Origin of the sequence: Stenotrophomonas sp. 24(2023), assembly GCF_030913365.1 — a bacterium.
Classification (GTDB): Bacteria; Pseudomonadota; Gammaproteobacteria; order Xanthomonadales; family Xanthomonadaceae; genus Stenotrophomonas.
On sequence record NZ_CP133160.1, the window covers coordinates 982,311 to 1,004,286 of the forward strand.

The 21,976-nt window shown below is 67.7% G+C and carries 17 protein-coding genes and 1 pseudogene; 4 read left to right on the forward strand and 14 right to left on the reverse strand.

Annotated features, from left to right (window positions below):
• Nucleotides 1-15 precede the first annotated feature (15 nt).
• From Q9R17_RS04350 to Q9R17_RS04365, 4 genes are read right to left on the reverse strand one after another with little or no spacing between them, the layout of a single operon-like run.
• Nucleotides 16-525: a pilus assembly protein PilP gene (locus Q9R17_RS04350; RefSeq protein WP_308158274.1), complete on the reverse strand. Its 510-nt coding sequence runs from the start codon at nt 523-525 to the stop codon at nt 16-18.
• 17 nt (nt 526-542) lie between these two features.
• Entirely contained in the window at nt 543-1,247 is a 705-nt protein-coding gene (gene pilO, locus Q9R17_RS04355; protein WP_308157223.1) for a type 4a pilus biogenesis protein PilO, read from the reverse strand.
• Nucleotides 1,244-2,131, reverse strand: coding sequence for a PilN domain-containing protein (locus Q9R17_RS04360; protein WP_308157224.1), 888 nt, complete (start codon nt 2,129-2,131; stop codon nt 1,244-1,246). Before Q9R17_RS04360 ends, pilO begins: the two co-directional genes overlap by 4 nt.
• Entirely contained in the window at nt 2,131-3,189 is a 1,059-nt protein-coding gene (locus Q9R17_RS04365) for a pilus assembly protein PilM (RefSeq protein ID WP_343238779.1), read from the reverse strand. Before Q9R17_RS04365 ends, Q9R17_RS04360 begins: the two co-directional genes overlap by 1 nt.
• 219 nt (nt 3,190-3,408) lie before the next feature.
• Between Q9R17_RS04365 and Q9R17_RS04370 the strand changes: the two genes are divergently transcribed.
• Nucleotides 3,409-5,835 carry a penicillin-binding protein 1A gene (locus Q9R17_RS04370; RefSeq protein WP_308157226.1) on the forward strand — a complete coding sequence of 809 codons (2,427 nt, stop codon included), beginning with the start codon at nt 3,409-3,411 and terminating at the stop codon, nt 5,833-5,835.
• Between the two features lie 239 nt (nt 5,836-6,074).
• Nucleotides 6,075-6,719 carry a hypothetical protein gene (locus Q9R17_RS04375; RefSeq protein WP_308157227.1) on the forward strand — a complete coding sequence of 215 codons (645 nt, stop codon included), beginning with the start codon at nt 6,075-6,077 and terminating at the stop codon, nt 6,717-6,719.
• A 27-nt stretch (nt 6,720-6,746) separates the two neighbouring features.
• Here the strand turns inward: Q9R17_RS04375 and Q9R17_RS04380 are convergent, their stop codons facing one another.
• From Q9R17_RS04380 to Q9R17_RS04425, 10 genes are all read right to left on the reverse strand, one after another.
• Nucleotides 6,747-7,580, reverse strand: a complete 834-nt coding sequence (locus tag Q9R17_RS04380; RefSeq protein ID WP_308157228.1) for a hypothetical protein — start codon at nt 7,578-7,580, stop codon at nt 6,747-6,749.
• Between the two features lie 44 nt (nt 7,581-7,624).
• Nucleotides 7,625-8,326, reverse strand: coding sequence for a hypothetical protein (locus Q9R17_RS04385; RefSeq protein WP_308157229.1), 702 nt, complete (start codon nt 8,324-8,326; stop codon nt 7,625-7,627).
• A 62-nt stretch (nt 8,327-8,388) separates the two neighbouring features.
• Complete coding sequence (locus tag Q9R17_RS04390; protein WP_308157230.1) at nt 8,389-11,691, reverse strand: ESPR-type extended signal peptide-containing protein; 3,303 nt, start codon at nt 11,689-11,691, stop codon at nt 8,389-8,391.
• 67 nt (nt 11,692-11,758) lie between these two features.
• Nucleotides 11,759-12,445: a pilus assembly protein gene (locus Q9R17_RS04395; RefSeq protein WP_308158275.1), complete on the reverse strand. Its 687-nt coding sequence runs from the start codon at nt 12,443-12,445 to the stop codon at nt 11,759-11,761.
• Nucleotides 12,446-12,475: 30 nt separating this feature from the next.
• Nucleotides 12,476-13,609: a CfaE/CblD family pilus tip adhesin gene (locus tag Q9R17_RS04400; protein WP_308157231.1), complete on the reverse strand. Its 1,134-nt coding sequence runs from the start codon at nt 13,607-13,609 to the stop codon at nt 12,476-12,478.
• Nucleotides 13,606-16,329 carry a TcfC E-set like domain-containing protein gene (locus tag Q9R17_RS04405; RefSeq protein ID WP_308157232.1) on the reverse strand — a complete coding sequence of 908 codons (2,724 nt, stop codon included), beginning with the start codon at nt 16,327-16,329 and terminating at the stop codon, nt 13,606-13,608. The genes Q9R17_RS04400 and Q9R17_RS04405 overlap by 4 nt, the downstream gene beginning before the upstream one ends.
• 63 nt (nt 16,330-16,392) lie before the next feature.
• Nucleotides 16,393-16,887, reverse strand: a complete 495-nt coding sequence (locus Q9R17_RS04410; RefSeq protein ID WP_308157233.1) for a CS1 type fimbrial major subunit — start codon at nt 16,885-16,887, stop codon at nt 16,393-16,395.
• Nucleotides 16,888-17,214: 327 nt separating this feature from the next.
• Nucleotides 17,215-18,492: a citrate synthase gene (locus Q9R17_RS04415; RefSeq protein ID WP_308157234.1), complete on the reverse strand. Its 1,278-nt coding sequence runs from the start codon at nt 18,490-18,492 to the stop codon at nt 17,215-17,217.
• Nucleotides 18,493-18,787: 295 nt separating this feature from the next.
• Nucleotides 18,788-19,030, reverse strand: coding sequence for a type B 50S ribosomal protein L31 (locus Q9R17_RS04420; RefSeq protein ID WP_010484049.1), 243 nt, complete (start codon nt 19,028-19,030; stop codon nt 18,788-18,790).
• A gap of 108 nt (nt 19,031-19,138) precedes the next feature.
• Nucleotides 19,139-20,077, reverse strand: coding sequence for a nucleoside hydrolase (locus tag Q9R17_RS04425; protein ID WP_308157235.1), 939 nt, complete (start codon nt 20,075-20,077; stop codon nt 19,139-19,141).
• A gap of 769 nt (nt 20,078-20,846) precedes the next feature.
• On the opposite strand from Q9R17_RS04425, the pseudogene Q9R17_RS04430 reads away from it, so the two are divergent.
• Nucleotides 20,847-21,053 (forward strand): annotated as a pseudogene (locus Q9R17_RS04430) (hypothetical protein); the annotation flags it as partial.
• A 450-nt stretch (nt 21,054-21,503) separates the two neighbouring features.
• The gene (locus tag Q9R17_RS04435; RefSeq protein WP_308157236.1) at nt 21,504-21,914 is read left to right on the forward strand and encodes a hypothetical protein; all 411 of its coding nucleotides are present in this window, start codon (nt 21,504-21,506) and stop codon (nt 21,912-21,914) included.
• Nucleotides 21,915-21,976 lie beyond the last annotated feature (62 nt).

Consider the following 21,976-nt stretch of genomic DNA (forward strand, 5'->3'; position numbering starts at 1 on the left):
TATCCCCATTAACGATCATTGATCTTCCAGTGCGAGTGTCGCCGGGCGTTCCAGCCAGCCACCCGCACCATCCGGCACCAACTCAATCAGCTCGATCCGGTCTTCATGCACCGCGGTGGTCCGGCCGTCGCTCTGCCCAAGGTAGGCACCCGGGCGTACACGGTAGGTCACCTTGTCCGGCGCCATCACCAGCGCGACCATGCCAGCGCCCGAACCGATGGTCCCCACCATGTCCAGGCTGTCCAGCGGGAAGCCTTCCAGCGGCTCCTTGCGGCGGTTCGGATCCGGGCGCAGCCCCGCCACGTTCTGCGGGCTGGTCCAGGCGTCGGTGAACGGGTCACGCAACCCCTGGGCCGAATACTCGAAGGTTTCGAACTGCTGCATCACCGGCAGCGGGTCCAGCGGTTCGGCCGGCAGCGAGCGCTCGCTTTCGACCCACTTTTCCAGGTTCGGCGCATCGCCGGGCGTGCTGGTCACACCACGACCACACCCCGCCAGCAGCACGGCCGCCAGCAGCATCCCCATCCAGGCAGGAAGACGGTTCACGGCTTGCCTCCCTTGCCATCGGCGCTCTTGCCATCGGTGCCCTTGCCCGCAGGCCCGGTCCCGGCGGCGGTCATTTCCGAATCGTCCAGGTAGCGGTAGGTCTTCACCGTGCCCGACAGTTCCAGTGCCCCGGCGCGCGCGGTGATGGCGCCCTTGCCGTCCTTGTCCTTTTCCTTGGGCTTGAGGTTGATGTCATGCATGGTCAGGATCACCACGCGCGGCAGCGAGGCCACCCCGCTGACGAAAGCGCCGAACTGGTGGTAGCTGCCCACCATGCGCAGCTTGATCGGCTTTTCCGCGTAGAACTCCTGGATCTGTTCGGGCTGCGGCTCGAACAGTTCGTTGGCCAGGCCGCTGGACAGCGCCGTCTGCGAGATGTCGATGATCAGGTCCGGCATCTCGGTCTTGCTCGGCAGCTGGCGCAGCATCTGCTGCAGCACCTGTTCCATCTGGGCCAGCTGCTGCTTGAGCGGCTCGAGCTTGAGCGCGCGCTGCTGCTCGTCATGGAAGCTGGCACGCAGGGTCACTTCCTTGGCTTCGGCAACGGCCAGTTCCTCGCGCTTGTCGCTGATGAGCAGCATCCACGACACGAACAGGATCACCCCGGCCAGCAGCGCGCAGAAGATGATCTTCGGCTGCTGCGGCCAGTTGCCGATGTTGTTGAAGTCCAGGTCCTTGAGATTGATCTTCTTCTGGCTCATGCGAGGTCCCCCTGCAGCAGCGCGATGCGGGCCTGCGGCGGCTGCGCCAGGCGGCTGCCTTCAGGCCGCACCGGGGCCGGCTTGGCCGGCGATGCGGCCGGCGGAGCGGCAGCGGGTGCCGGGGTGGCCGGAGCAGTGGCCGGGGTGGCCGGCGCTGCCGGGGCAGTGGCCGGGGTTGCGCCGGCCGGGGCTGCAGGGGCCGCCGCCGGCGCCAACGGCACGACCGCCGGCGCGGCAGCCGGATCGGCCGGGGCGTGGGCGACACTGCCATCGGGGTTCAGGCCCGGCGTGCCCGCCGTGTCCTCCCCCTGCTTGGGCAGGTTCACCTTGACCACGAACACGTAGGGCAGTGCCTTGATGTCATTGACCGGGCCGTTGTTCTTGCCGTCCTTGTCCGGTGCACGTGCCTCGATGATCGCCAGCTCCGGGCTGGTCATCCAGCCGGACGTTTCCAGGGCGCGCATGTAGGTGGACACGCGGGCGTTGGACTGGGTGCGGCCTTCCAGGGTCAGCACGTCGCCTTCCTGCTTCAACGCGGTCAGCACGACGCCATCGGGGATGGTGCGCACCAGGGCGTCGAACAGATGGACCATCTGCGAACGCTTGGCCTGCAGCTGCTCGATCACGTCCTTGCGGGCCAGCAGGCGGGCCCGCTGCTCGTCCAGGCGGTCGATTTCCTTGTTCTGCTCCTTGACCTTCTGGATCTCGGTTTCAAGGTAGGCGTTGCGCTCGTTCTGGCCGCCCAGTTCGCGGTCGTAGTAGAACCAGATCACCAGCGACAGGAACAGGCCACCGATGGCGGCCACGCCCAGCATCGCGTAGAACTCCTTCTGGCGCTGTTTGCGGCGTTCGGCACGCCAGGGCAACAGGTTGATGCGTGCCATCAGTCGAAGCTCCTCAGCGCCAGACCGGTGGCGATCATCAGTGCCGGCGCATCCTGGGCCAGCGCCTGCGCCTGTACTTTCGGCCCGAGGGTCATCTGCGCCAGCGGATTGGCGACCACGGTCGGCACGCCCAGCTGCTCCTCGACCATTTCCGGCAGCCCCCCCAGCGCGGCACAGCCGCCGGCCAGCACGATGTGGTCGACGCGGTTGAATTCGCTGCCGGCATAGAAGAACTGCAGCAGGCGGCTGATCTGCTGGACGGTGGCTTCCTTGAACGGCTCGAGCACTTCCATCTCGTAGCTTTCCGGCAACCCGCCCTGGCGCTTGGCCAGGCCTGCTTCCTCATAGCTCAGGCCATAGCGGCGCATGATCTCGTCGGTCAGCTGCTTGCCGCCGAACACCTGTTCGCGGCTGTACAGGCTGCGGCCACCGCGCAGCACGATCAGGGTGGTCATGGTAGCACCGATGTCCACCAGCGCCACCACGCCATCGCTGGCGACCTGCAGGTCGCTGGCCACCAGGCCGAAGGCGTTCTCGATCGCGAAGGCTTCCACGTCCATGACCTTGGCGGTCAGCCCGCCCAGTTCCAGCGCGGACTGGCGCAGTTCGACGTTTTCAGACCGCGATGCGGCCAGCAGCACCTGGACCATTTCCGGGTTGTTCGGGATCGCCCCGATCACCTCGAAGTCCAGGTTCACTTCCTCGATCGGGTAGGGAATGTAGTTGACCGCTTCGAGCTCGACCTGGGCTTCCATGTCGTCCTCGTCCAGGTCGGCCGGCATCGGGATCACCTTGGTGATCACCGCCGAACCGGCCACGGCGGCCGCGGCCAGCTTGGCCTTGCTGCCGGCACGGTTCAACGCACGGCGGATGGCCTCACCCACGGCCTCCACTTCAACGATGTTCTTTTCCACCACTGCATTGGGCGGCAACGGTTCCACGGCGTAATGTTCCACGCGGAAACGGTTGCCACTGCGGGACAGCTGCAGGAGCTTGACCGCAGTCGAACTGATGTCGACGCCGATGAGCGGCGACTGACTTTTTGGGATGAGCCCCACGGTTTCTCCCCTGCCGACGGGCACTTGGACACAGAAGCTGCGTCCTCGCATTAATAACGTATTCTTAGCAAACGGAAGCCGCCCTGCTGTGAAGCACCTCACAGGTTCGACACGCAGCCCCAGGCTTTCCCCATGCTCTCCCCCGGTGCCGACCCCAGCCGCCACCGTGCGTCATCTATACTCTGCGACCACGAAATTCGCAATCGGAATCTGTCACCGATGACTCGCCTCCGCCGTTGGCTGCGCTGGATCTTCGTTGTATTCCTGGTCCTGGCGCTGGTCGGCGCGGCCGCTCTGGGCGGCCTCTATTACGCCGTCAATTCCAAGCTTCCCGACGTCCAGACCCTCCGGGATGTGGAACTGCAGGAACCGATGTACGTCTATGCCAGCGATGGCCAGCTGATGGCCGTGTTCGGCGAGACCCGCCGTACCCCCATCACCATGAAGGACGTGCCGGAGAAGCTGAAGCAGGCCTTCCTGGCCACCGAGGACGCCCGCTTCTATGAACACGGGGGCGTGGACTACAAGGGCATCGCCCGCGCGGTGTGGCTGCTGGCCACCACCAACGACCGCCGCGTGCCCGGTGGCTCGACCATCACCCAGCAGGTGGCCCGCCAGTTCTTCCTCAGTTCCGAATACAGCTACACCCGCAAGCTGGCCGAGATCCTGCTGGCCCGCAAGATCGAGTCGGAACTGACCAAGGACGAGATCTTCGAGCTGTACCTGAACAAGAGCTTCTTCGGCAACCGTGCCTACGGCGTGGCGGCGGCGGCCGAGTTCTATTACGGCAAGAAGCTGAACGAGCTGGACCTGGACGAGATGGCCTCGCTGGCCGGCATTCCCAAGTTCCCGTCTTCCGGCAACCCCATTTCCAACCCCGAGCGTGCGCGCCAGCGCCGTGACAACTACGTGCTGCAGCGCATGGCCGACCTGCGCTTCATCAGCCAGGCCGAGGCCGATGCGGCCAAGGCCGTGGACATGCACGCCAGTGCCCACGAACCGCCGGTGCAGGTCGAGGCCCCGTACGTGGCCGAGATGGTGCGCCAGGAAATGATCGCCCGCTTCGGCGGCGACGTGGTCAACAAGGGCTATCACGTCACCACCACCATCGATTCAACGCTGCAGGGTGCAGCCAACCTGGCCATCCGCGACGGCCTGCTGACCTACGACCATCGCCATGGCTGGCACGGCGTGGAAAAGCAGATCGCCCTGGGGGCCGGTGATGATGCCGCCGCCCTGGCCGAGCACCTGCGTGGCCAGTTCTCCCAGGCCGGCCTGCTGCCGGCCATCGTGGCCAGCACCGGTGCCGATGGCAGTGCCACCGTGGTGCTGGCCAACCGCCGCGAAGTGACCCTGCCGGCCGGGGCCGCCAAGTGGACCAACAAGACCCCCGCCAAGCTGGTCCAGCGCGGCGACATCGTGCGCGTGCGGGTGGGCGAAAAGGAAGGCGAGTGGCTGCTGGACCAGATTCCGCGTGGCCAGTCCGCGCTGGTCTCGCTGGATGCGCACAGCGGTGCGCTGAAGGCGCTGGTGGGTGGCTTCAGCTTCTCCGGCAACAAGTTCAACCGTGCCACGCAGGCACGCCGCCAGCCGGGCTCGAGCTTCAAGCCCTTCGTCTATGCGGCCGCCTTCGACAAGGGCTACAACCCGGCCTCGATCGTGCTTGATGCCCCGGTGGTGTTCCGCGACCGGCGCGGCAAGACGTGGTCGCCGCAGAACGACGGCGGCGGCTTCCGCGGCCCGATGCGCCTGCGCGAAGCGCTGGTGCAGTCGCGCAACCTGGTCTCGGTGCGCCTGCTCGACGGCATGGGCGTGGACTACGCCCGCAAGTACATCAGCGAATTCGGCTTTGCCGAATCGGAACTGCCGCCGAACCTGTCGATGTCGCTCGGTACCGCCTCGCTGACGCCGCTGTCGGTGGCCCGCGGCTATGCCGTGTTCGCCAACGGCGGCTCGCGCGTGGATACCTGGCTGATCGACCAGGTGACCGACCGCGATGGCAACGTGGTCTTCAAGGAAAACCCGGCACTGGCCTGCCACGATTGCGCCGGCAGCAGCGATGGCCAGCCGGTCAACCAGGTCGTGGATGGCTTCAACTTCGGCGCGCCGGCCCCCAAGCCTGCCGCGACCGCCACCACCACGCCGGCACCGGCACCGGCCGAACCGGCCACGCCGGTCAACCCCGATGCCCGCACCGCGCCACGCGCGATCGATGCGCGCACGGCCTACCAGCTGGTATCGATGATGCGCGACGTGGTCCAGCGCGGTACCGGTGCGCAGGCCAAGGTGCTCGGCCGCGAAGACGTGGGCGGCAAGACCGGCTCCACCAACGACCACCGCGACGCCTGGTTCTCCGGGTTCGGTGGCCCGTTCGTGACCACCGTGTGGGTGGGCCGTGACGACTTCCGCTCGCTCGGCTACCGCGAATACGGTGGCCGCGCCGCCCTGCCGATCTGGATCGACTACATGCGCGTGGCCCTGAAGGACCGCCCCATCGCCCAGAACGATCCGCCGGCCGGCATGGTGCAGACCACGCTCAACGGTGCCACCGAATGGGTGAAGGTGGAGGACATGGACCGCCTGACCGATTACGACCTGGACCTGCATACCCCGCAGACCGACGCCGGCGCGTTCGATATCTTCTGACCGCAGCGTCCAGGCCCGGGCGGGTGCGGATGCACCCGCCGGGCACGGCCCGGCACGCCCCGCGCGGCCCGGGTGGTTACCCCCGGGGGCCCCGGCAACCGCCGCCCCGCGCAGGCATCCCGCCGGACGCCCGCATTGCATCGGTGCCATGGCGCAGATGCAGCGACGTGCCGCACGTACCCACGCAGATGTCACATCAGTGCGCTACGCTGTGGCCAGGTCGCCCAAGGAGCATCCGCATGCATCGCGCCCGCCAGCATGCCAGCACGCAGACCCGCGAGCGGCGTCATCGCCTCGCCCACGAAGCCGCCCGCCTGATGGCCGAAGGCGGCATCCGCGACTTCCACCAGGCCAAACTCAAGGCCGCCAGCCGGCTCGGCATCCATGATGATGCGTCGTTGCCGCGCAACGTGGAAATTGAAGACGCGCTGCGCGAATACCAGCGGCTGTTTGCCGGGCCCGGCCACGGCAACGAACTGCAGCGCCGCCGGGAAGCGGCCCTGCGTGCCCTCCAGTTCCTCACGCCGTTCTCCCCCCGCCTGGCCGGCCCGGTGCTGGAGGGAACCGCCGACGCCAACAGTCCGGTGCAGCTGCACCTGCACAGCGACGATGCCGATGCGGTGCAGCGCTTCCTGGAAGAACACGGCATCCCGGCCGAATCGCGCACGCGCCGCCTGCGCATGGACCGGGAGCGGGCGCTGGACGTACCGGTGTGGCTGTTCAGCGCCGAAGAGCTGACCTTCGACCTGGCCGTGCTGCCCTATGACGCCCTGCGCCAGGCACCGCTGTCGCAGGTGGATGAGAAGCCGATGCGCCGCGCCTCGGCCACGCAGCTGCAGCAGCTGCTGGCCGAGCAGGAAATCGACGGTTATCTGGCGGGCTGACGCGCGGGCCGGGTGCGCGCGGCGGGCCTAGCGCGGCCGCCCGGTGCCGTCGGCATCGCGCCCGGTCCAGCCCAGCAGCTGGCGCTCGAACGGGCTCAGTTCCAGTTCGCGGTACAGCCCGTCCAGCACGGTCTGTCCCCGCCGCGGCGTTCCCTGCGGCAGCAGGTCCGCTTCGGCCAGCACCGAACGCACCTTGGTCCAGGCCAGCAGGTGGCGGTTGCCGGGGTTGTTGAAGCGCACGGTCGGCACATGGGTATGGCACACATCGGCATGGCTGCGCCCGGCCACCACCCAATGGCGTACGCGTGCACGCCGGGCCACGTAGCGGCCGAAGTGGCGGGCGGAAAAGCCCCATGGCATCGACAGCGCATCCTGGGGCTGGGCCGGATCATCGCCCAGCTGCTCGGTGCTGTCGGTGAACAGCAGCAGTTCGCAGTCATCGATCATGCGCTGCACCACCGCCGCCAGCACCATGTACATGCCCGTGCTGCCGCGCCAGGCACGCTCACGGCGCAAGGCATCGGCCATGTCCGAGCTGGGGCACGCCAGTGCGGCCTCCGGTGCCAGCGCGTGCAGGTTGCCCCAGATGCACGAATCCACGAACACCTTCAGGCCGAAACGTTCCAGTGCGATGGCCAGGGACAGCGCAGGATCGCTGGTGCACAGCGCATGGGACAGGAAGACATCCGGCGGCCCGGCAGGAAACAGCAGCGCGCCGATGGCCGCTTCGTCCGGTTCTGTCCGTTCCGACAGCAACCGTGCACGGGCGCCGTGCATCGCGCGTGACAGGGCCGCACGGTAGGCGACGATCTGGCGCGGGGTCACGCCCGGCATCACATGCGTCTTCCCAATCAGGGTCACATCGAGAATCATCTTCGGCCTCCATCGGCAAATGCAGCGCTGGCTCAGGAACGCCGCCCCAGCAGGACCTGGGTGGCGGCAATGACAGGATCACGCCGGGGATAGCTCAGTACGATGCCCGCATGCACCTGCTGCAGGTCGCGCAGCACCTCCGCATGGAAGTGCGCATCCTGGAAACTGTCGGCCCAGCCACTGGCCAGGCGGCCGCGCTGGCCATCCAGCGACACCGCCGCCTCCACGGGCAGCTCCAGCACCTCCTGCAACGCCGCGTGGGTCTGCATGCAGATCCGCCGCGCATTGCGCAGCAGGGCGATGCGCCCCCTCACCTCGGCACAGCTGTGGGGCCGGCAATCGCCCGCGGCGCGGATATGGTCGGCGATATCGGCGTACAGCCGCGCCTCCAGCGCAAGCACCGCCGGTTCGGCCAGCACCTGGCGCACCCTGACCGTACGTTCGGCGCTGGCACGGATCTGCGCCGTGGTCTGGTAGGGGCGTCCTGCCGGCAGCGATGCAGCGCGCACCGCGACCGCGCGCTGCACGATGGTCTCGGCAACCATCCGCACCTGCAGGTCGGCGGCCTCCGGCCGGATGCGGGGTACCGGTGCATGCACCGCCGCCCACAGCACATAGGCCGCCAGCGCAAGCGTGGTCAGCACGAAGGCACCGAACCAGTTGAAGTGGTCGAACCAATACCAGAATTTCTCCCGCCGCGTATGCGGCCTGCCGAATACGCTGTAGTCGTCCATCATGATTCCCCTGGAAAGAAAGGCCACGGCCAGCTGCAACGGCGCTGGCCGTGGCCACAGCATCACCAGCCGATGCCCACGCCCACCCCCACGCTGCGTTCACCGCTGTTGGTGAACGCACCGTTGAGGCTGAAGGTGGCCGAGCCGGTCTGCGTCAGCACGCGCTGGTAGCCCACCGCCATGGCCGACTCGCCATCGCTGTAGCCCACGCCCGCCCCCAGGCGGTTGTAGGTGGCCAGGCCCGCGGTATTCATCGCCATCGCACTCTGCGCGCTGCTCATCGCCGCCATGCGGTTGAAACGTTTGTCCATCTTGTCCAGGCGGGCATCGACAGCACGGGATACGCCATCGGTGTAGTCATTGGCACGGGCCAGCAGGCGCTCCAGTTCGGCGGTATCGACCTGCGGCCGGGGTGCATCGGCAGCGTCGGCACGGGCCACGGGCGGGGCGGCCGGTACAGGCACCTCGCCTGCCGCGGCCTGGCCGGGCGTGCCCTGCCCTTCGACCGGCGCCACGGTGCCACTGCCCGCCGGTGGTGCAACGGCCGCCACGGCGGTACGCGCCACCGGCACCGCCTGTGCCTGCTGTTCCAGCCCATCGATGCGCCCGTTGAGCTGCTGCTGTACCGCATGCAGCTGGCCACCATTGACCGCATCACGGCTGCCCGCAGCGATGACACCATTGGCGACGTTGGACACCACCCGGCCCTGCGCACCGGCCAGGCGCAGCGGGCTGGCCCCATCCGCACGCGGGGACAGGCTTTCCTGGAAGACCGCGCGCAGGCTGTCCTCCAGGCGGTCGACACGGGCACTGCCGGCTACCACGGCGCCGTCCAGTGAGCGCAGTGCATCGCCGACCGTGGTGTGGAGCCCGCCCTGGATGGCATAGCGTGGCGCGATGATGTTCCCTGCCGCATCCACTGCAGCACCGCCACCCAGGCCTGCCAGGCTGCCACCAAGCTGGGCAACGGTCACCGCATCATCGGCGGCCCGGCCATTGCCCACGTTGATGATCCTGCGCTTGAGCCTGCCATTGCCGATGGAGACGGTATCTGCCTGGTCGGTATACGAGCTGTAGCCGAGCGCGACGCCATTGGTGGCGCCCGGCCGGATTTCCGCACGCCCGCCCAGCGCCATGCCGCCCGGCACATGGACGATCGAACTGGCCCCCAGCGCAAAGCCTTCGGCCGCACTTTCGATCACGTGCGCAGCGCGCCCCAGGGCTACCGAGTTGAAGGCCATCGCCCGCGAGAAGCTGCCCACCGCGGTCCCGCCTTCCATGTCACTGCCGGGGGTGGCCGTGGCCGACTCGCCGATGGCGATCCCGGCCCAGCCGGCGCGGGCATCGAGGCTTTCCTCGTCAACGCCGATCTTGAAGAACCGGGTGAAGCCCTCCAGCGCCCCCACCCGTTCATTGGTTGCAAACAACTGCCCACCGGTCACGGCATGCGTGCTGGCGGCGGAACTGATGTCGCCCGCTGCCACCCCGCGCAGCTGGCCGCCGCCCACCTCCACGCCGCCGTCGGCAGCGAACCTCAGCACGCCATCCAGATCCGGTTCGAAATCGTCGAAGGCCGCACGCAGCGCCTCCAGGCCCGTCCGGTTGTGCAGCACGCGCTGGTCCAGCCCGGCCAGCTGCTGCCCGTGTGCATCAAGCACCTGCCGGTGGGCGTCCACCACCTGGCCGGTGGCATGCAGCTGGCGCCCGGTCACCGCATCGGTGCTGGTACTGCTGAGCGTGCCATCGGCCAGGTTGACGATCCTGCGCTTAACCGTGCTGCTGCCCACCGACACCTGGTTGGCCGCGCTGGTCTGCGCACCACTGCCCAGCGCGATGCTGCCGGCATGGCTGGCAATGGAGCGGTCACCCACCGCGACCGCACTGTCTGCGGTTGCCTTGGCCAGGTTGCCCAGCGCGCTGGCATAGGTCCCACTGGCCGCCGCTTCCCGACCGACCGCCGTGGCCTGGTTGGCCCCGGCCGCGGCCTTGTAACCCACGGCCGTGGCATGGGTGAATCCGGCCGCTGCATCGTTGCCGAGCGCCACCGCACGGTCGCCCGTGGCCAGCGCGCGCAGGCCGGTGGCCACGCCCCCATTGCCGCTGCGGGTACCGGCGCCCAGCGCAACACTGCCCGTGGCACTGCTCTTGTTGCCGTTGGCATCCACCGCTGCACGAGCATCGGCACCCAGCGCCACGCTGTGGGTGTTGTAGGCACGGGCGGCCGAGCCGATGGCAGCACTTGCCACCGTGCCACTGCCTTCGGCCGTGGCCGATTGGCCCAAGGCCACCGCTGCGGCATTCAGGCGGCTGTTGACCGCATCGGCGATGCTGCGTGCAGCGGCAACGTTCTGGTTGGTGGCATGCAGCTGCTGGCCGGCCACCGCTTCGGTGCTGCTGTTGTTCAAGGCGCCATTGCGGACGCCGTTGAGCGTACGCGCTGCCCCGCTCCTGTTGCTGATGGTCAGCGTGGTGCCGGTATTGTCACTGCCCACACGGATGGCGCTGGACGTGCTTGTCTGGGTGACCAGCCGTGCACTCTGCAGTGCCTGGTCGGCGATGCTGCGCGCCGTGTTGGCGGTGCTGGTGGCCGTGGCCACCGACTGGTTGGTGGCATGCAGCTGCTTGCCGGTCACCGCATCGCTGCTGGTGGTGCTCAGCGTTGCGTCGGCCACGTTGACGATCCGGCGCTTGCGGGAACTGCTGCCCACGGAAACCTGGTTGGCACCGTTGGTCACCGAGTTCGCGCCGATCGCGATGGACTCCACGTGCTGCGCGCGTGACCCGCTGCCGATGGCAATGGTGTTCATGCCATTGGCATAGGCATCGTGCCCCAGCGCCGTCGCGCCGACACCATTGGTTGCTGCACGCGTGCCCACGGCCGTGCCCTGCGACCCGTTCATGTTGATGCCATAGCCGACGGCAACATGATCATCCCCGCGCGTATGGCTTTCAGTGCCGTAGACGTTGCTGCGGTATCCGTTGATGCTGGAACGGGAGCCCAGGATCATGCTCTTGTTACCGGATACCGTGGAGTTCTGGTAGGTCGTATCCACCGTCAGCGCGTTCTGGTGGTGGAGGCTGGAGATCGTGGCAACAGGCGCGGCTGCCGGCAGGGCCAGCGCATGGAGCACCTGCAGCGGGTACAGCGGCCAGGTCGCCACCTCCTCATCGTCCCAGCGCTCATCGCTGGCATCGGCCGAGGCCACCGCCGGCAGGGCCAGTGCGATCGCCAGCATGAGGCCGGTAGCCGCCGGCCGCCCGGCCTTGCGCCCGGTGACAGGGCCACAGCGGTCACGGCCGAATTCACTGGCCACGATCCAGCAGCCACGTGCGCGGGACCAGAGTCGTCGGTAGATCTTGTTCATGGGTGCTCCTTAACAATCTGCACGAAAAGCGCCCGGCCGCCGTCATCGCGCGGCCGGGATGGGAAACTCAGGGCCCCAGGGTCAGGACGTGTTCGCGATAGCCTTCGCGCGTCAGGCGGTAGCGCAGCTGTACGGTGCGCCCGGGCGTCACGGCGAACGGCAGCAGCACCGCACTGCCCGGATACAGGCTGCGCGACAGCTCGTGGGCCGTGCAGCGCGTGCCTTCGCAGTCCGCCACGCTGGTGATGCCCAGGCGCAGCGTGCCCAGGTTGTGCAGCGTGCTGCCGCGCAGCTGCACCGCCACGCGGCCGTCGGCAGGCACCACGTTCACCAGTGCGCCCCATACCAGGCTCACGCCGAGATTGGCGCGGGCCGTGCCCCCTCCACCGTCGGCCGGATTCTCATCCGGGCCACGCACCCCTTCGAAATAGACGCGGTAAGCGGTCTCCTGCGCCACCGGCTGCAGGGGAATAACCCGGATCAGGCGGTTGCCACCACCGGCCAGCGCGAACTTGGCGGGCGTGATGGCGATCGCCGCCGCAGCCGGGTCGATTTCCACCTCCTGCTCGTCCGCATCGGCCGCATTGGCGATCCGGCGCACCGATGCCTGCACGTACTGCGGCTGTGGCGATTGGGAGTACACGCGGATTTGCGTGCCCTTCTTCGCATCCACGGAGGTGCGCATCGGGTGCACGGTAAGGTTGGCATCGGCGTTGGGCACGATCAGCAGCAGGGACAGCAGCAGGCCGCGCATGGCAACGTGGTTCATCGGAACTCCGGAAGGTCAGGGGGTGAACGTCGGCACGCGCAGTTCCAGCTGCAGTTGGCCGACGTAGTAGCCGGCGTCCTTGCTGGTACTGGGGAAACGGGGCGTGGCCAGGGTCAGTGGCGTGGGCACGCAGAACACCGGCTGCGTCATGCCCGGCAGCATCACCAGGCGCAGGCGGGCGGTATCGATGCCGGACAGCCGCTGCTCCACGCCATTGGCCATCGCCACCGCCGTACCGTTGTAGTCCAGGGTGGCGGTGTAGTCCACGCGCTGCCGCTCACCGCTGCCGCCAGCGCTGTGCCAGACGGAAAAACCGGTCGCGCCCGGTGGCCGGCCGCTGTTGTCGCGTGCGGTCACGCCCAGGTAGGTGCTCTGCGAACCCAGGCCGTCATACAGGCACATGTCCAGCACCTTGCGCCCCTCGATGGTCTGCGCGAACGGGCTGTAGCGCAGGTCCAGGCCCACGCTGGGCGTGGCGTGGTCGAATTCGGGCAGGTAGATGGCCACGGCATTGCGGTCGGTGACGGTGAACCGGAAACGGAAGGTGTAGGCCGCAAGCACGCCACCTGACGGGGTCCTGGCCTGGAGTGACAGCGTCCCGGTCCAGATGCCGGCCACCAGCCGCTGCAGCTCCCGGCCAGGCACCGACAACTGCCCGCCGGTGCCTGCGGGCAGGTCCGCACCACAGTTGAGCGCATGGCTGGACCACGGCGCGAGGATGGCCGGCTGCCAGTAGTCCCGCGTGCACGAGCGCCCGGACAGCAGGCGCTGGATGCCCCCCTGCACGGCCAGTTCGACCGTCATCCCCGAACGGGCCTCGGTGAACAGCACCGGCACGGCCCGCAGCCCGACGGCCGAATCAGCGCTGCCTTCGGTGGGGCACCGTCCCTGGCGGGCATCGGACCGTGATGCACAGACCAGATGCAGGTACCCGTACTCCAGGGTGGTATCCGCGTGGCTGTGGGCCAGCATCGTCCTGGGTGCCCACAGTTCGATGTCACCCGGCACCGCCGAGCGGTCCCATCCCTGCACGACGTCACGCTGTTCGCTGGCCGGGTGGGTTTCCGGCGGCCGCTGCGCGCTGGCACCCGGCGCCACCATCGCCAGGCCCCCTGCCAGCACCAGGGCCCATCCCATCGTCCACCTCATCGCACGCCTCCGGTAGCGGCGGTCTGCGGCGTGGCCGCGATCAACGCCTGTTCCTGCAGCAGCCGCGTTACCCGTGCCTGCTGGCGGATATGCGCCGGCAGCTGGGCCACAGCCAGGGCTTCGCACTGCACATCCCCCACCAGCAGCAGCACGCTGCGGCGTTCGCGCACCTGCAGCGGGCACTGCAGCAGGCGGTCGTCCTGCAGCAGGTAGAGCGTCTTTTCCCGGCGCGGGAAGTCGGCAATGAAGCCGCCGCTGGCCGTGGTGCCCGGTACCGGCGCGTTGAGGATGCGCGCACCGCCCAGCGGCAGCCCGGCGATATCACGGGCATTGCCGATGAAGGTGTAGGTCACCTCGACCGGCACCGGCATGTGCACCAGCCGGCCCGGTGCCAGGAACAGCGAGCGGGCACCATACGTGCCGGCCACGCGTACCACCGCACTGCTGTCCAGCGCACTGACATCCTGCACTTCAGCACGGTGGGCCTGGTAGGCCGCCAGCGGCAGCAGGCGGCGCTCGCCCAGCTGCAGGCGCTGGCGGCGCAGCCCGCCCACGTGCAGTTCCGCGGCGACCCCGCTCAGGTCGGCATCGTCGGCATCATCCACGCGCACTGCCAGGCCGGCTTCGCTGCCAGCACCCTCGCCCCAGTAGAAGCCTTGCCGCCCCAGGGCAAAGCCTGAACTGTGGGTGGCGCTGTAGGACATCTCACTGCGCCCGTGCTGCCGGTACGCCGCCACGGTGGCACCGGTGTGGCCCAGGCCGTTCTGCAGCTGCGCACCGGCGCTGGCGCTGTAGCGGTCGTCCTGGCTGCCGCGCAGTTCCACCGACGCTTCGCGGTAATGGCTGTCATGCTCCTGCCGCAGCGTCTGCGCCACGCTGTAGTCGATGCTGGGACGCGCATGTTCGGGCTGGCGCACATCCAGCGCATAACGCCGCTGCGAGATCCCCGGCTCGCGGCGCTGCAGGCGCGAAAGACTCAGGTTCAGGTAGATGCCACGGTCGCGGTTGGCCAGGCCCGCACCGGTGGCGCGCTGGTGCCAGCCGCCCAGGCGCAGGGATACGCTGAATTCGTTCCAGCGCTCGGTGCGGCTGTAGCTGGCCTGCCAGGTCCGGCTGCGCTGCGGTTGCCGGCCTGGCTCGCGCCCCCACGGTGGCAGCCATGGCATGCCACCGTTCAAGGGATCATCCGGGTAGCCCCCCGGCATGCGGCCGGTCTGCCAGGTCTGGCGGCGCGTGTACCCCACATACAGGCTGCCGGCGGCCACCGGCAGCGCCATCGAGGCACTGAGCGAATCGGTGCAGCCCAGCCGGTCACGCGCATCGTCCTCGAAGCGGCAGGCGGTGCCGCGCAGGCGCTGGTGGTACACATTCCACGAGGCACGGCGGCGGTAGGACAGCTGGTGCTGCCGGCCCTGGCTGCCATCACTGCCCCGCATGACGCTGGCGCTGGCGCGGACATCCTGGCCAGGAAACACGTGGCGCAGGTCCACGCGCAGTTCGCCATAGCGGCGGCCACCGATATCGGCCACGCCGCCGGTCACGGCCAGATCGCGGCCGAGGGGAACGCGCAGGCCCGCCAGGGCCGCCGATTCGCCATCGAACCGGTCCTGGCGGCGTTCATCGCGCCGGCCGCCCTGCACGAACCACTGCACGCTGCTGTTGGTCCAGTCGCCGCCCTTGTCGAAGGGGGCTTCCTCGCTGCGCACCAGCACCCCGTCTTCGTAGATGCGCAGGGTGACGGTGTAGGCGCCGAAGGGGAAGCGGCGGGTATCGAGCGGGTTGATGCCCGCCTGCAGATAGAACGTCTGCAGCAGGCGTTCGCCATCAAAGGCATCCACCCGCGCATCGCGCGCCAGCAGCACGGTCAGCGGGGTGGCCTGTACCGCCGCGTCGGCGTTGATGTAGGCCTGGGTGGTACCGGCGCGCACGCCGTTGAAGCGGTCCAGCGGCAGCATGCCGAAATTGAAGGTACCGCCCTGCGGGCTGGACAGGTTGCGGCGGTCCATGCGCCCGGCCTGCAGGTAGTGCTGCGTGCCCAGATCGTGGCGGTAATAGGCATTGTTGAACTGGACATCGGCGTGGCCGCCGCGGCCACGGTAGCGCTGATGGCTGACGTTCCATTCCACGGCCAGATGGCCACGCTCGAACAGGCCCAGCGTGCCGATCCCCTGCGCGGCCACGCTCTGGTAGTCGCGCCCGCCGCTGACGTTCACCACCTGCTGGTGCAGCAGGGCATTTTCGGCATTGCTCGATACCTGGTTGAAGCGGGGCACCGCGGCGTCTGCGGGAAGCCACTGGCGGGCCACGAACAGGCGCACGGCCCCTTCGCCTTCGTCATACAGCGCGCGCAGCGCCGCAGGGTCCTGCGGCGGATCGAGATAGCCGCAGCCGGTTTCGGCGCCACCGAAGCGGCAGGCCAGGTGGCTGTTGCGCGGCAGCGGCCGCGATGCGGCCGGCAGCAACGCGGCCTGCGCCTGCGCGGACAGGCCCAGCGCGGCAAGGACGGCGCCCGGGTCCTGCAGTTGCACGGTATCCAGTGTCACGCGCACCGGCGCCACCCCGGCCGTGCGCCCGAACAGGCGCACTTCCAGGTGTTCGGTCTGGCCATAAACCAGGTCCTCGAAGCCAGCGGGAACGTCGCGCGCGGCGACCAGCGGCGTGGCCAACGACACGGCGAGCGCTGCCGCCAGCCGGGTGACGGCGGGTGCGGACGCATTCATGGGGAAGTGACCAGAGGTGGCCGGCCCGGGGGCGGGCCGGCCCAGGGGGCGTACGGCGGCGGCTTACGGCTTGACGTTCAGCACGATGCTGGCCATGCCTTCGTAGCTGCCGGCCGCCAGCGTGGCCGCCGTGGTCTGCGCGATGCCCAGGTCCATGGCCACCGAGGCATTGGGCAGGCCACCGTCATACAGTTCGGCCGCGGTGAACTCCACCGGCGTGGTCGACAGCAGCCTGCCGCCCAGCTGCACGCTCATCGGCACATTGGGGCCGGATGCACTGCCCGGAATCAGCTCGACCGGCGCCTGCAGCCGCACCTGGACATCGCTGGTGATGTCATTGGAGAAGATACGGACACGCTCGCCCCACGGGTTGAGGCCACGGGTCGGGTTGTAGGCCAGCTTGACGGCATCGGCAATCGCACTGCCGTCGGCCTTCAGCAGCGTCAGCGTGTTGTCGATCTCGGCGGTCAGGGTGATGTTGGTCTGCGCGGCATGGGCGGACAGCGATGCCGTGGCCAGCGCTGCAGCCAGCGCGGCCTTCGTGATGATCGTATTCATGGTGTCTCTCTCGGACAGTGAGGTGGGGCTTCCTCCGGAAGCATCACCGCCGGCGTGGCAGCGGCGACGGGGAAAATGGTAGGAAAACTCCCTATCCCAGCACCATGCAAACACTCTTAAAAACGCGGCATTGCATCGAGTTCTGTGCAATACACCCTGATTTCGAAAGGATGCAATTTTCCTCATTGCCAATCACTGCCTGGCATGAATTTCATGCAGAGCACATGCGCCGGACGGCCGCCTGCCCCCATCCATCCCCCGTCGCGCCGGCAAAAAAAAACGCCCCGCGGATGCGGGGCGTTTTTCATCCGATCACCTGCGGGCCGATCAGCCCTGGTAATCGCGCACGTCGTGGCCGGTGTAGACCTGGCGCGGACGGCCGATCTTCATTTCCGGATCGACCTGCTGTTCCAGCCAATGCGACACCCAGCCGGACGTACGGCCCAGGGCGAACATGACGGTGAACATCTCGGTCGGGATCTGCAGCGCCTTGTAGATGATGCCGCTGTAGAAATCGACGTTCGGGTACAGCTTGCGGGCGACGAAGTACTCGTCCTGCAGCGCGGCCTGTTCCAGCTTCACGGCCACGTCCAGCAGCGGATCCTGCACGCCCAGCTGCTTGAGCACCTTGCTGGTCATCTCGCCGATGACCTTCGCGCGCGGGTCGAAGTTCTTGTACACGCGGTGGCCGAAGCCCATCAGGCGGAAGCCGGAGGTCTTGTCCTTGGCCTTGAGCACGGCCGATTCAACGTTGTCGGCCGAACCGATCTCTTCCAGCATCTTCAGCACGGCTTCGTTGGCACCGCCGTGGGCCGGACCCCACAGCGCGGTGACGCCGGCGGCGACCGAGGCATACGGGTTGGCACCGGTCGAACCGACCAGGCGCACGGTCGAGGTCGAGGCGTTCTGCTCGTGGTCGGCGTGCAGGATGAACAGCAGGTCCAGCGCCTTCACCACGTCCTGGTTCAGCTCGTACTGGCCATCGGCCGACTCGAAGGTCTGCTTCAGGAAGCGGCTGACGTAATCCAGCGAGGTGTCCGGCTTGTTGGCCGGCAGGCCCTTGCCGTGGCGGTAGATCAGCGCCGACAGGGTCGGCACCTTGGCGATCAGGCGCACGGCAGCCTTGCGGCGCTGCTCGGCATCGGCCAGGTCCAGCGACGCGTGGTACTGCGCCGACAGCTGGGCGATGGCGGCCGCCAGGATGGCCATCGGGTGGGCGTCGGTGGCGAAGCTGCCGATCAGGGTGTTGACCGACGCATCGACATCGGCCTCGGCGGCCAGTTCTTCGTTGAAGGCCTTCAGCTGCTCGGCGCTGGGACGCTCACCGTTGATCAGCAGGTAAGCGACTTCGACGTAGCTCGACTTTTCCGAGAGCTGCTCGATCGGATAGCCGCGGTACAGCAGCACACCGTTGTCGCCATCGATGTAGGTGATGGCGGACTTGCAGCTGGCGGTGGCGGTGAAGCCGGAATCGTAGGTGAAGTACCCCGTTTCCTTGGTCAGCTTCGAGATGTCGACGCAGTCGTTGCCAAGGGTAGGTTTGATGACCGGCAGAACGACCGACTTCTCGCCGGCGTTGAGCGTGACCTGATCAAGATCGGACACTGTGTGCGCTCCTTCATGGAAGGCGCCTGCCCAAGCGCATTGGTCAGGCACGTGAATGACGTCCACGACCTGTGCCGTGGATCACGCCATTATCGCACAGCAGCATTTGCCCGGCGCTAGACGGAAGTCGTAGACGACAGGCGGCCGGAAGCCCGCCGCGATGCGGCCCGGATCGGCAAAGAAGGTGTCACACGGACGCAGTGTTCCGTCCATCCCAACAGCCGTTTGGCCGCCGTTGGGGAAAAACAAACGGCCGCGCTGAGCGCGGCCGTCGTTTCGAACCAGGTCCGGCAGATCAGCGCGCGTAGCGCTTCTGGAACTTGTCGATACGGCCGGAGGTGTCGATGACCTTGTGCTTGCCCGTGTAGAACGGGTGCGAAGCCGAGGAAATTTCAACCTTCACCAGCGGGTAGTCGTTGCCGTCTTCCCACTTGATGGTTTCCTTCGTCGCCATGGTCGAGCGGGTCAGGATCTTGAAATCGGAGGTGACGTCATGGAAGACGACGTCGCGGTAGTTCGGATGGATATCGGCCTTCATGGGCTCACACCGTAAATGGGCTGGTGGTCAAGAGCGGCATTATAGTCCCGGGTTGCGGCTGGGGGCAACCCGGGGGATAAGTCCGCGCCGGGGAAAGGGTGAACGGCCTCAGGCAGCGCCCAGGGCGCCCCGGACCAGGGCCTCGAAACGCTGCTGGTCGTAGGCCATCAGCAGGTCACAGTTGTCGGGCTGGCCGGTCTGGCGGTTCCAGTCGACGATGGTGGCACCGCGGCTGAACGTGCCGTTCAGTTCGATGTTCACCGGCCGCGATTCCACCTGCAGCTGCCCTTCCGGGTTCAATGCCCAGGCCATGGCCACTGCATCGGCGGTGTACCAGCGGCCGCCCTTGCTGTCCTCGGACAGGCCGCGGGTCTTGCGCGAGATCAGCTCGTAGAAGCGGGCGCGGTCCGAATCGGCCTGCAGCCAGGTTTCGGCAGCCTGCAGGGGCAGGCCATGGGCGACGGTGGCTTCCCAGTCCGACACCCGCAGGTGCTTGAACGCGGTGAACACCACGTGCGCCGCTTCCGGGTCGAAGGCGATGTTGAATTCGGCCGCCGGGGTGATGTTGCCGTGGCAGGTGACCGCCCCGCCCATCACCACGATGTGCTTGATGCGCTGGGGCAGGGTCGGGTCCAGCTTCAGGGCCAGGGCCAGGTTGGTCAGCGGGCCGAGCATGACCAGCATCAGTTCGCCGGCATGTTCGTGCGACAGGCGCAGGATGGCCAGCGCGGCATGTTCGGCCTCGGCCTGGCGGCTGGGCGGCGGCAGGTCCACGTCGCCATAGCCGTCGCGGCCGTGCACGTGGGCGGCGTCCACGGACGGGTGGATGAGCGGGTCGGGGCTGCCGGCAAACACCGGCACGTCGGTGCGGCCGACGATGTCGCAGAGCTTGAGGGCGTTGCGGACGGTGTACTGCAGGCCCACGTTGCCGGCGGCGATGGTCAGGGCGACCACGTCGTGCCGTTCATCGGCAAAGGCCATCAACAGGGCCAGGGCGTCATCCACACCGGGGTCGGTGTCGATCAACAGCGGGATCTTCTTGCTCATGGGTGCCGTCTTCAGATCGGCAACGAAGTGTGGACCGGGATGATGACCGTTGCAAGACCGGGGGCTGGGGGGTGGCCGGGCGGCACCCGCAGAAGCTGGAGCCGAAGCAACGGCAAAGGCCGGCAGTCCGTGGGAGGGCGGGATGGGTCCGGTGGCAGGGGACGCCGTGAACCCGTCCCTGGGGGCTTGGCCGCGGCGTCCATGCCGCGGACACCCCTGCCACCGGACCCATCCCACCTTCGACAGTTTCCCGTGATCTGTCGGAACGGCGTCCTGCTCTGGCAGGTGTCGACCTTGGTCGACACGGTGGATCCACGCCATGCGTGGATGAAACCTGGAACGACGCGCGGATGTCGCGTTCTGACGTAATCGGTATGGCCTGTGCGATGGCGATGGCGACGCACGTTTTTCGATGTTTCCAACAATTCTCATTGAAGCCTCGAGGCATACCGTGGACATCATGACGAGCCATCGACAACGGATGGCACGGGACTCCAATCCCGTTCGACTGGCTGTTGTTTACGCTTGCCTGCCGGCGTTGCGCGTTTGTTGCGTGGCGTCGGCAGGCAATCCGTCCGTATGCCTTATGGCGGGCGGTGCGTGGAGGGCCTTGTGCCCACCGGGCTGTAGCCAGTCACCGGTATTGGAGCCACTCACCGCCCGCCACCCTCGCCGTCGCGTTGGTGGCCCCTTGTTCCGTGCACAAGGAGTGCCGAGATGACTGCTTCGCGCTATCCACTGCTGTTCGCCACGTTGGGCGAGAGAGCGGCGGACACCGGGGCAATGCATGGCACTGGAACGCATCGACCGGGCCACGGCTGGACTGACCGTGCTGCTGGAACTGCTGCATGCCACCGAGCGCGTGCGCGTGGATGGTGGGGAGGAGCACCACGTGGGCGACAGCGTACGCGAAGGGCTGCTGCTGGCCTGCCGCGGCCTGTCCGAATACGTGGGCAGCCAGTTGCCGTCCGCATAGACACCTGCCAGGCATGGCCTGGCACTCCCCATGTAGATCCACGCCATGCGTGGATGAATGCCGGAACGGCACGCGAATCTCGCGTTCTGACGTAATCGGCATGGCCTGTGCGATGGCGATGGCGACGCACGTTTTTCGATGTTTCCAACAATTCTCATTGAAGCCTCGGGGCATACCGTGAACATCATGACGAGCCATCGACAACGGATGGCACGGGCTTGCAATCCCGTTTGACTGTTGTGTTGTTTACGCTTGCCTGCCGGCGTTGCGCGCGTATTCCTGCGTGGCGTCCGGCAGGCAATCCGTCCACGCCCCTTACGGCGGGCGGTGCGTGGGGGCCTCGTGCCCGCCGGCGTTTCAGCGACAGTCACCGGTATTGCAACCACTCACCGCCCGCCACCCTCGCCGTCGCGTTGGTGGCCCCTTGTTCCGTGCACAAGGAGTGCCGAGATGACTGCTTCGCGCTATCCGCTGCTGTTCGCCACGTTGGGCGAAGATGCCGCCAGCATCCCCGATGCGCTGGCGCGCACGCTGGAAACCACCCTGTCGGCCACCGGTGCCGATCCTGCCGGTGACGACCTCACGTTGTTGGGCTGCCTGCAACGCATCCGCCGGGGCGAAGGGGCCGATGGTCAGCCGTGGGCGAGAGAGCGGCGGACACCGGGGCAATGCATGGCACTGGAACGCATCGACCGGGCCACGGCCGGACTGACCGTGCTGCTGGAACTGCTGCATGCCACCGAACGCGTGCGCGTGGATGGTGGGGAGGAGCACCACGTGGGCGACAGCGTACGCGAAGGGCTGCTGCTGGCCTGCCGCGGCCTGTCCGAATACGTGGGCAGCCAGTTGCCGTCCGCATAGACGCCTGCCAGGCATGGCCTGGCACTCCCCCTGTAGATCCACGCCGTGCGTGGATGAATGCA

Excerpts from the sequence above, each read along its gene's own strand:
- pilO (WP_308157223.1), bottom strand. The coding sequence starts at position 1,247 with ATGAGCCAGAAGAAGATCAATCTCAAGGACCTGGACTTCAACAACATC.
- Q9R17_RS04370 (WP_308157226.1), top strand. The coding sequence starts at position 3,409 with ATGACTCGCCTCCGCCGTTGGCTGCGCTGGATCTTCGTTGTATTCCTG.
- Q9R17_RS04410 (WP_308157233.1), bottom strand. The coding sequence starts at position 16,887 with ATGAATACGATCATCACGAAGGCCGCGCTGGCTGCAGCGCTGGCCACG.
- Q9R17_RS04435 (WP_308157236.1), top strand. The coding sequence starts at position 21,504 with ATGACTGCTTCGCGCTATCCGCTGCTGTTCGCCACGTTGGGCGAAGAT.
- Q9R17_RS04405 (WP_308157232.1), bottom strand. The coding sequence starts at position 16,329 with ATGAATGCGTCCGCACCCGCCGTCACCCGGCTGGCGGCAGCGCTCGCC.
- Q9R17_RS04395 (WP_308158275.1), bottom strand. The coding sequence starts at position 12,445 with ATGCGCGGCCTGCTGCTGTCCCTGCTGCTGATCGTGCCCAACGCCGAT.
- Q9R17_RS04385 (WP_308157229.1), bottom strand. The coding sequence starts at position 8,326 with ATGGACGACTACAGCGTATTCGGCAGGCCGCATACGCGGCGGGAGAAA.
- Q9R17_RS04420 (WP_010484049.1), bottom strand. The coding sequence starts at position 19,030 with ATGAAGGCCGATATCCATCCGAACTACCGCGACGTCGTCTTCCATGAC.
- Q9R17_RS04350 (WP_308158274.1), bottom strand. The coding sequence starts at position 525 with ATGGGGATGCTGCTGGCGGCCGTGCTGCTGGCGGGGTGTGGTCGTGGT.
- Q9R17_RS04360 (WP_308157224.1), bottom strand. The coding sequence starts at position 2,131 with ATGGCACGCATCAACCTGTTGCCCTGGCGTGCCGAACGCCGCAAACAG.
- Q9R17_RS04390 (WP_308157230.1), bottom strand. The coding sequence starts at position 11,691 with ATGAACAAGATCTACCGACGACTCTGGTCCCGCGCACGTGGCTGCTGG.
- Q9R17_RS04425 (WP_308157235.1), bottom strand. The coding sequence starts at position 20,077 with ATGAGCAAGAAGATCCCGCTGTTGATCGACACCGACCCCGGTGTGGAT.
- Q9R17_RS04375 (WP_308157227.1), top strand. The coding sequence starts at position 6,075 with ATGCATCGCGCCCGCCAGCATGCCAGCACGCAGACCCGCGAGCGGCGT.
- Q9R17_RS04400 (WP_308157231.1), bottom strand. The coding sequence starts at position 13,609 with ATGAGGTGGACGATGGGATGGGCCCTGGTGCTGGCAGGGGGCCTGGCG.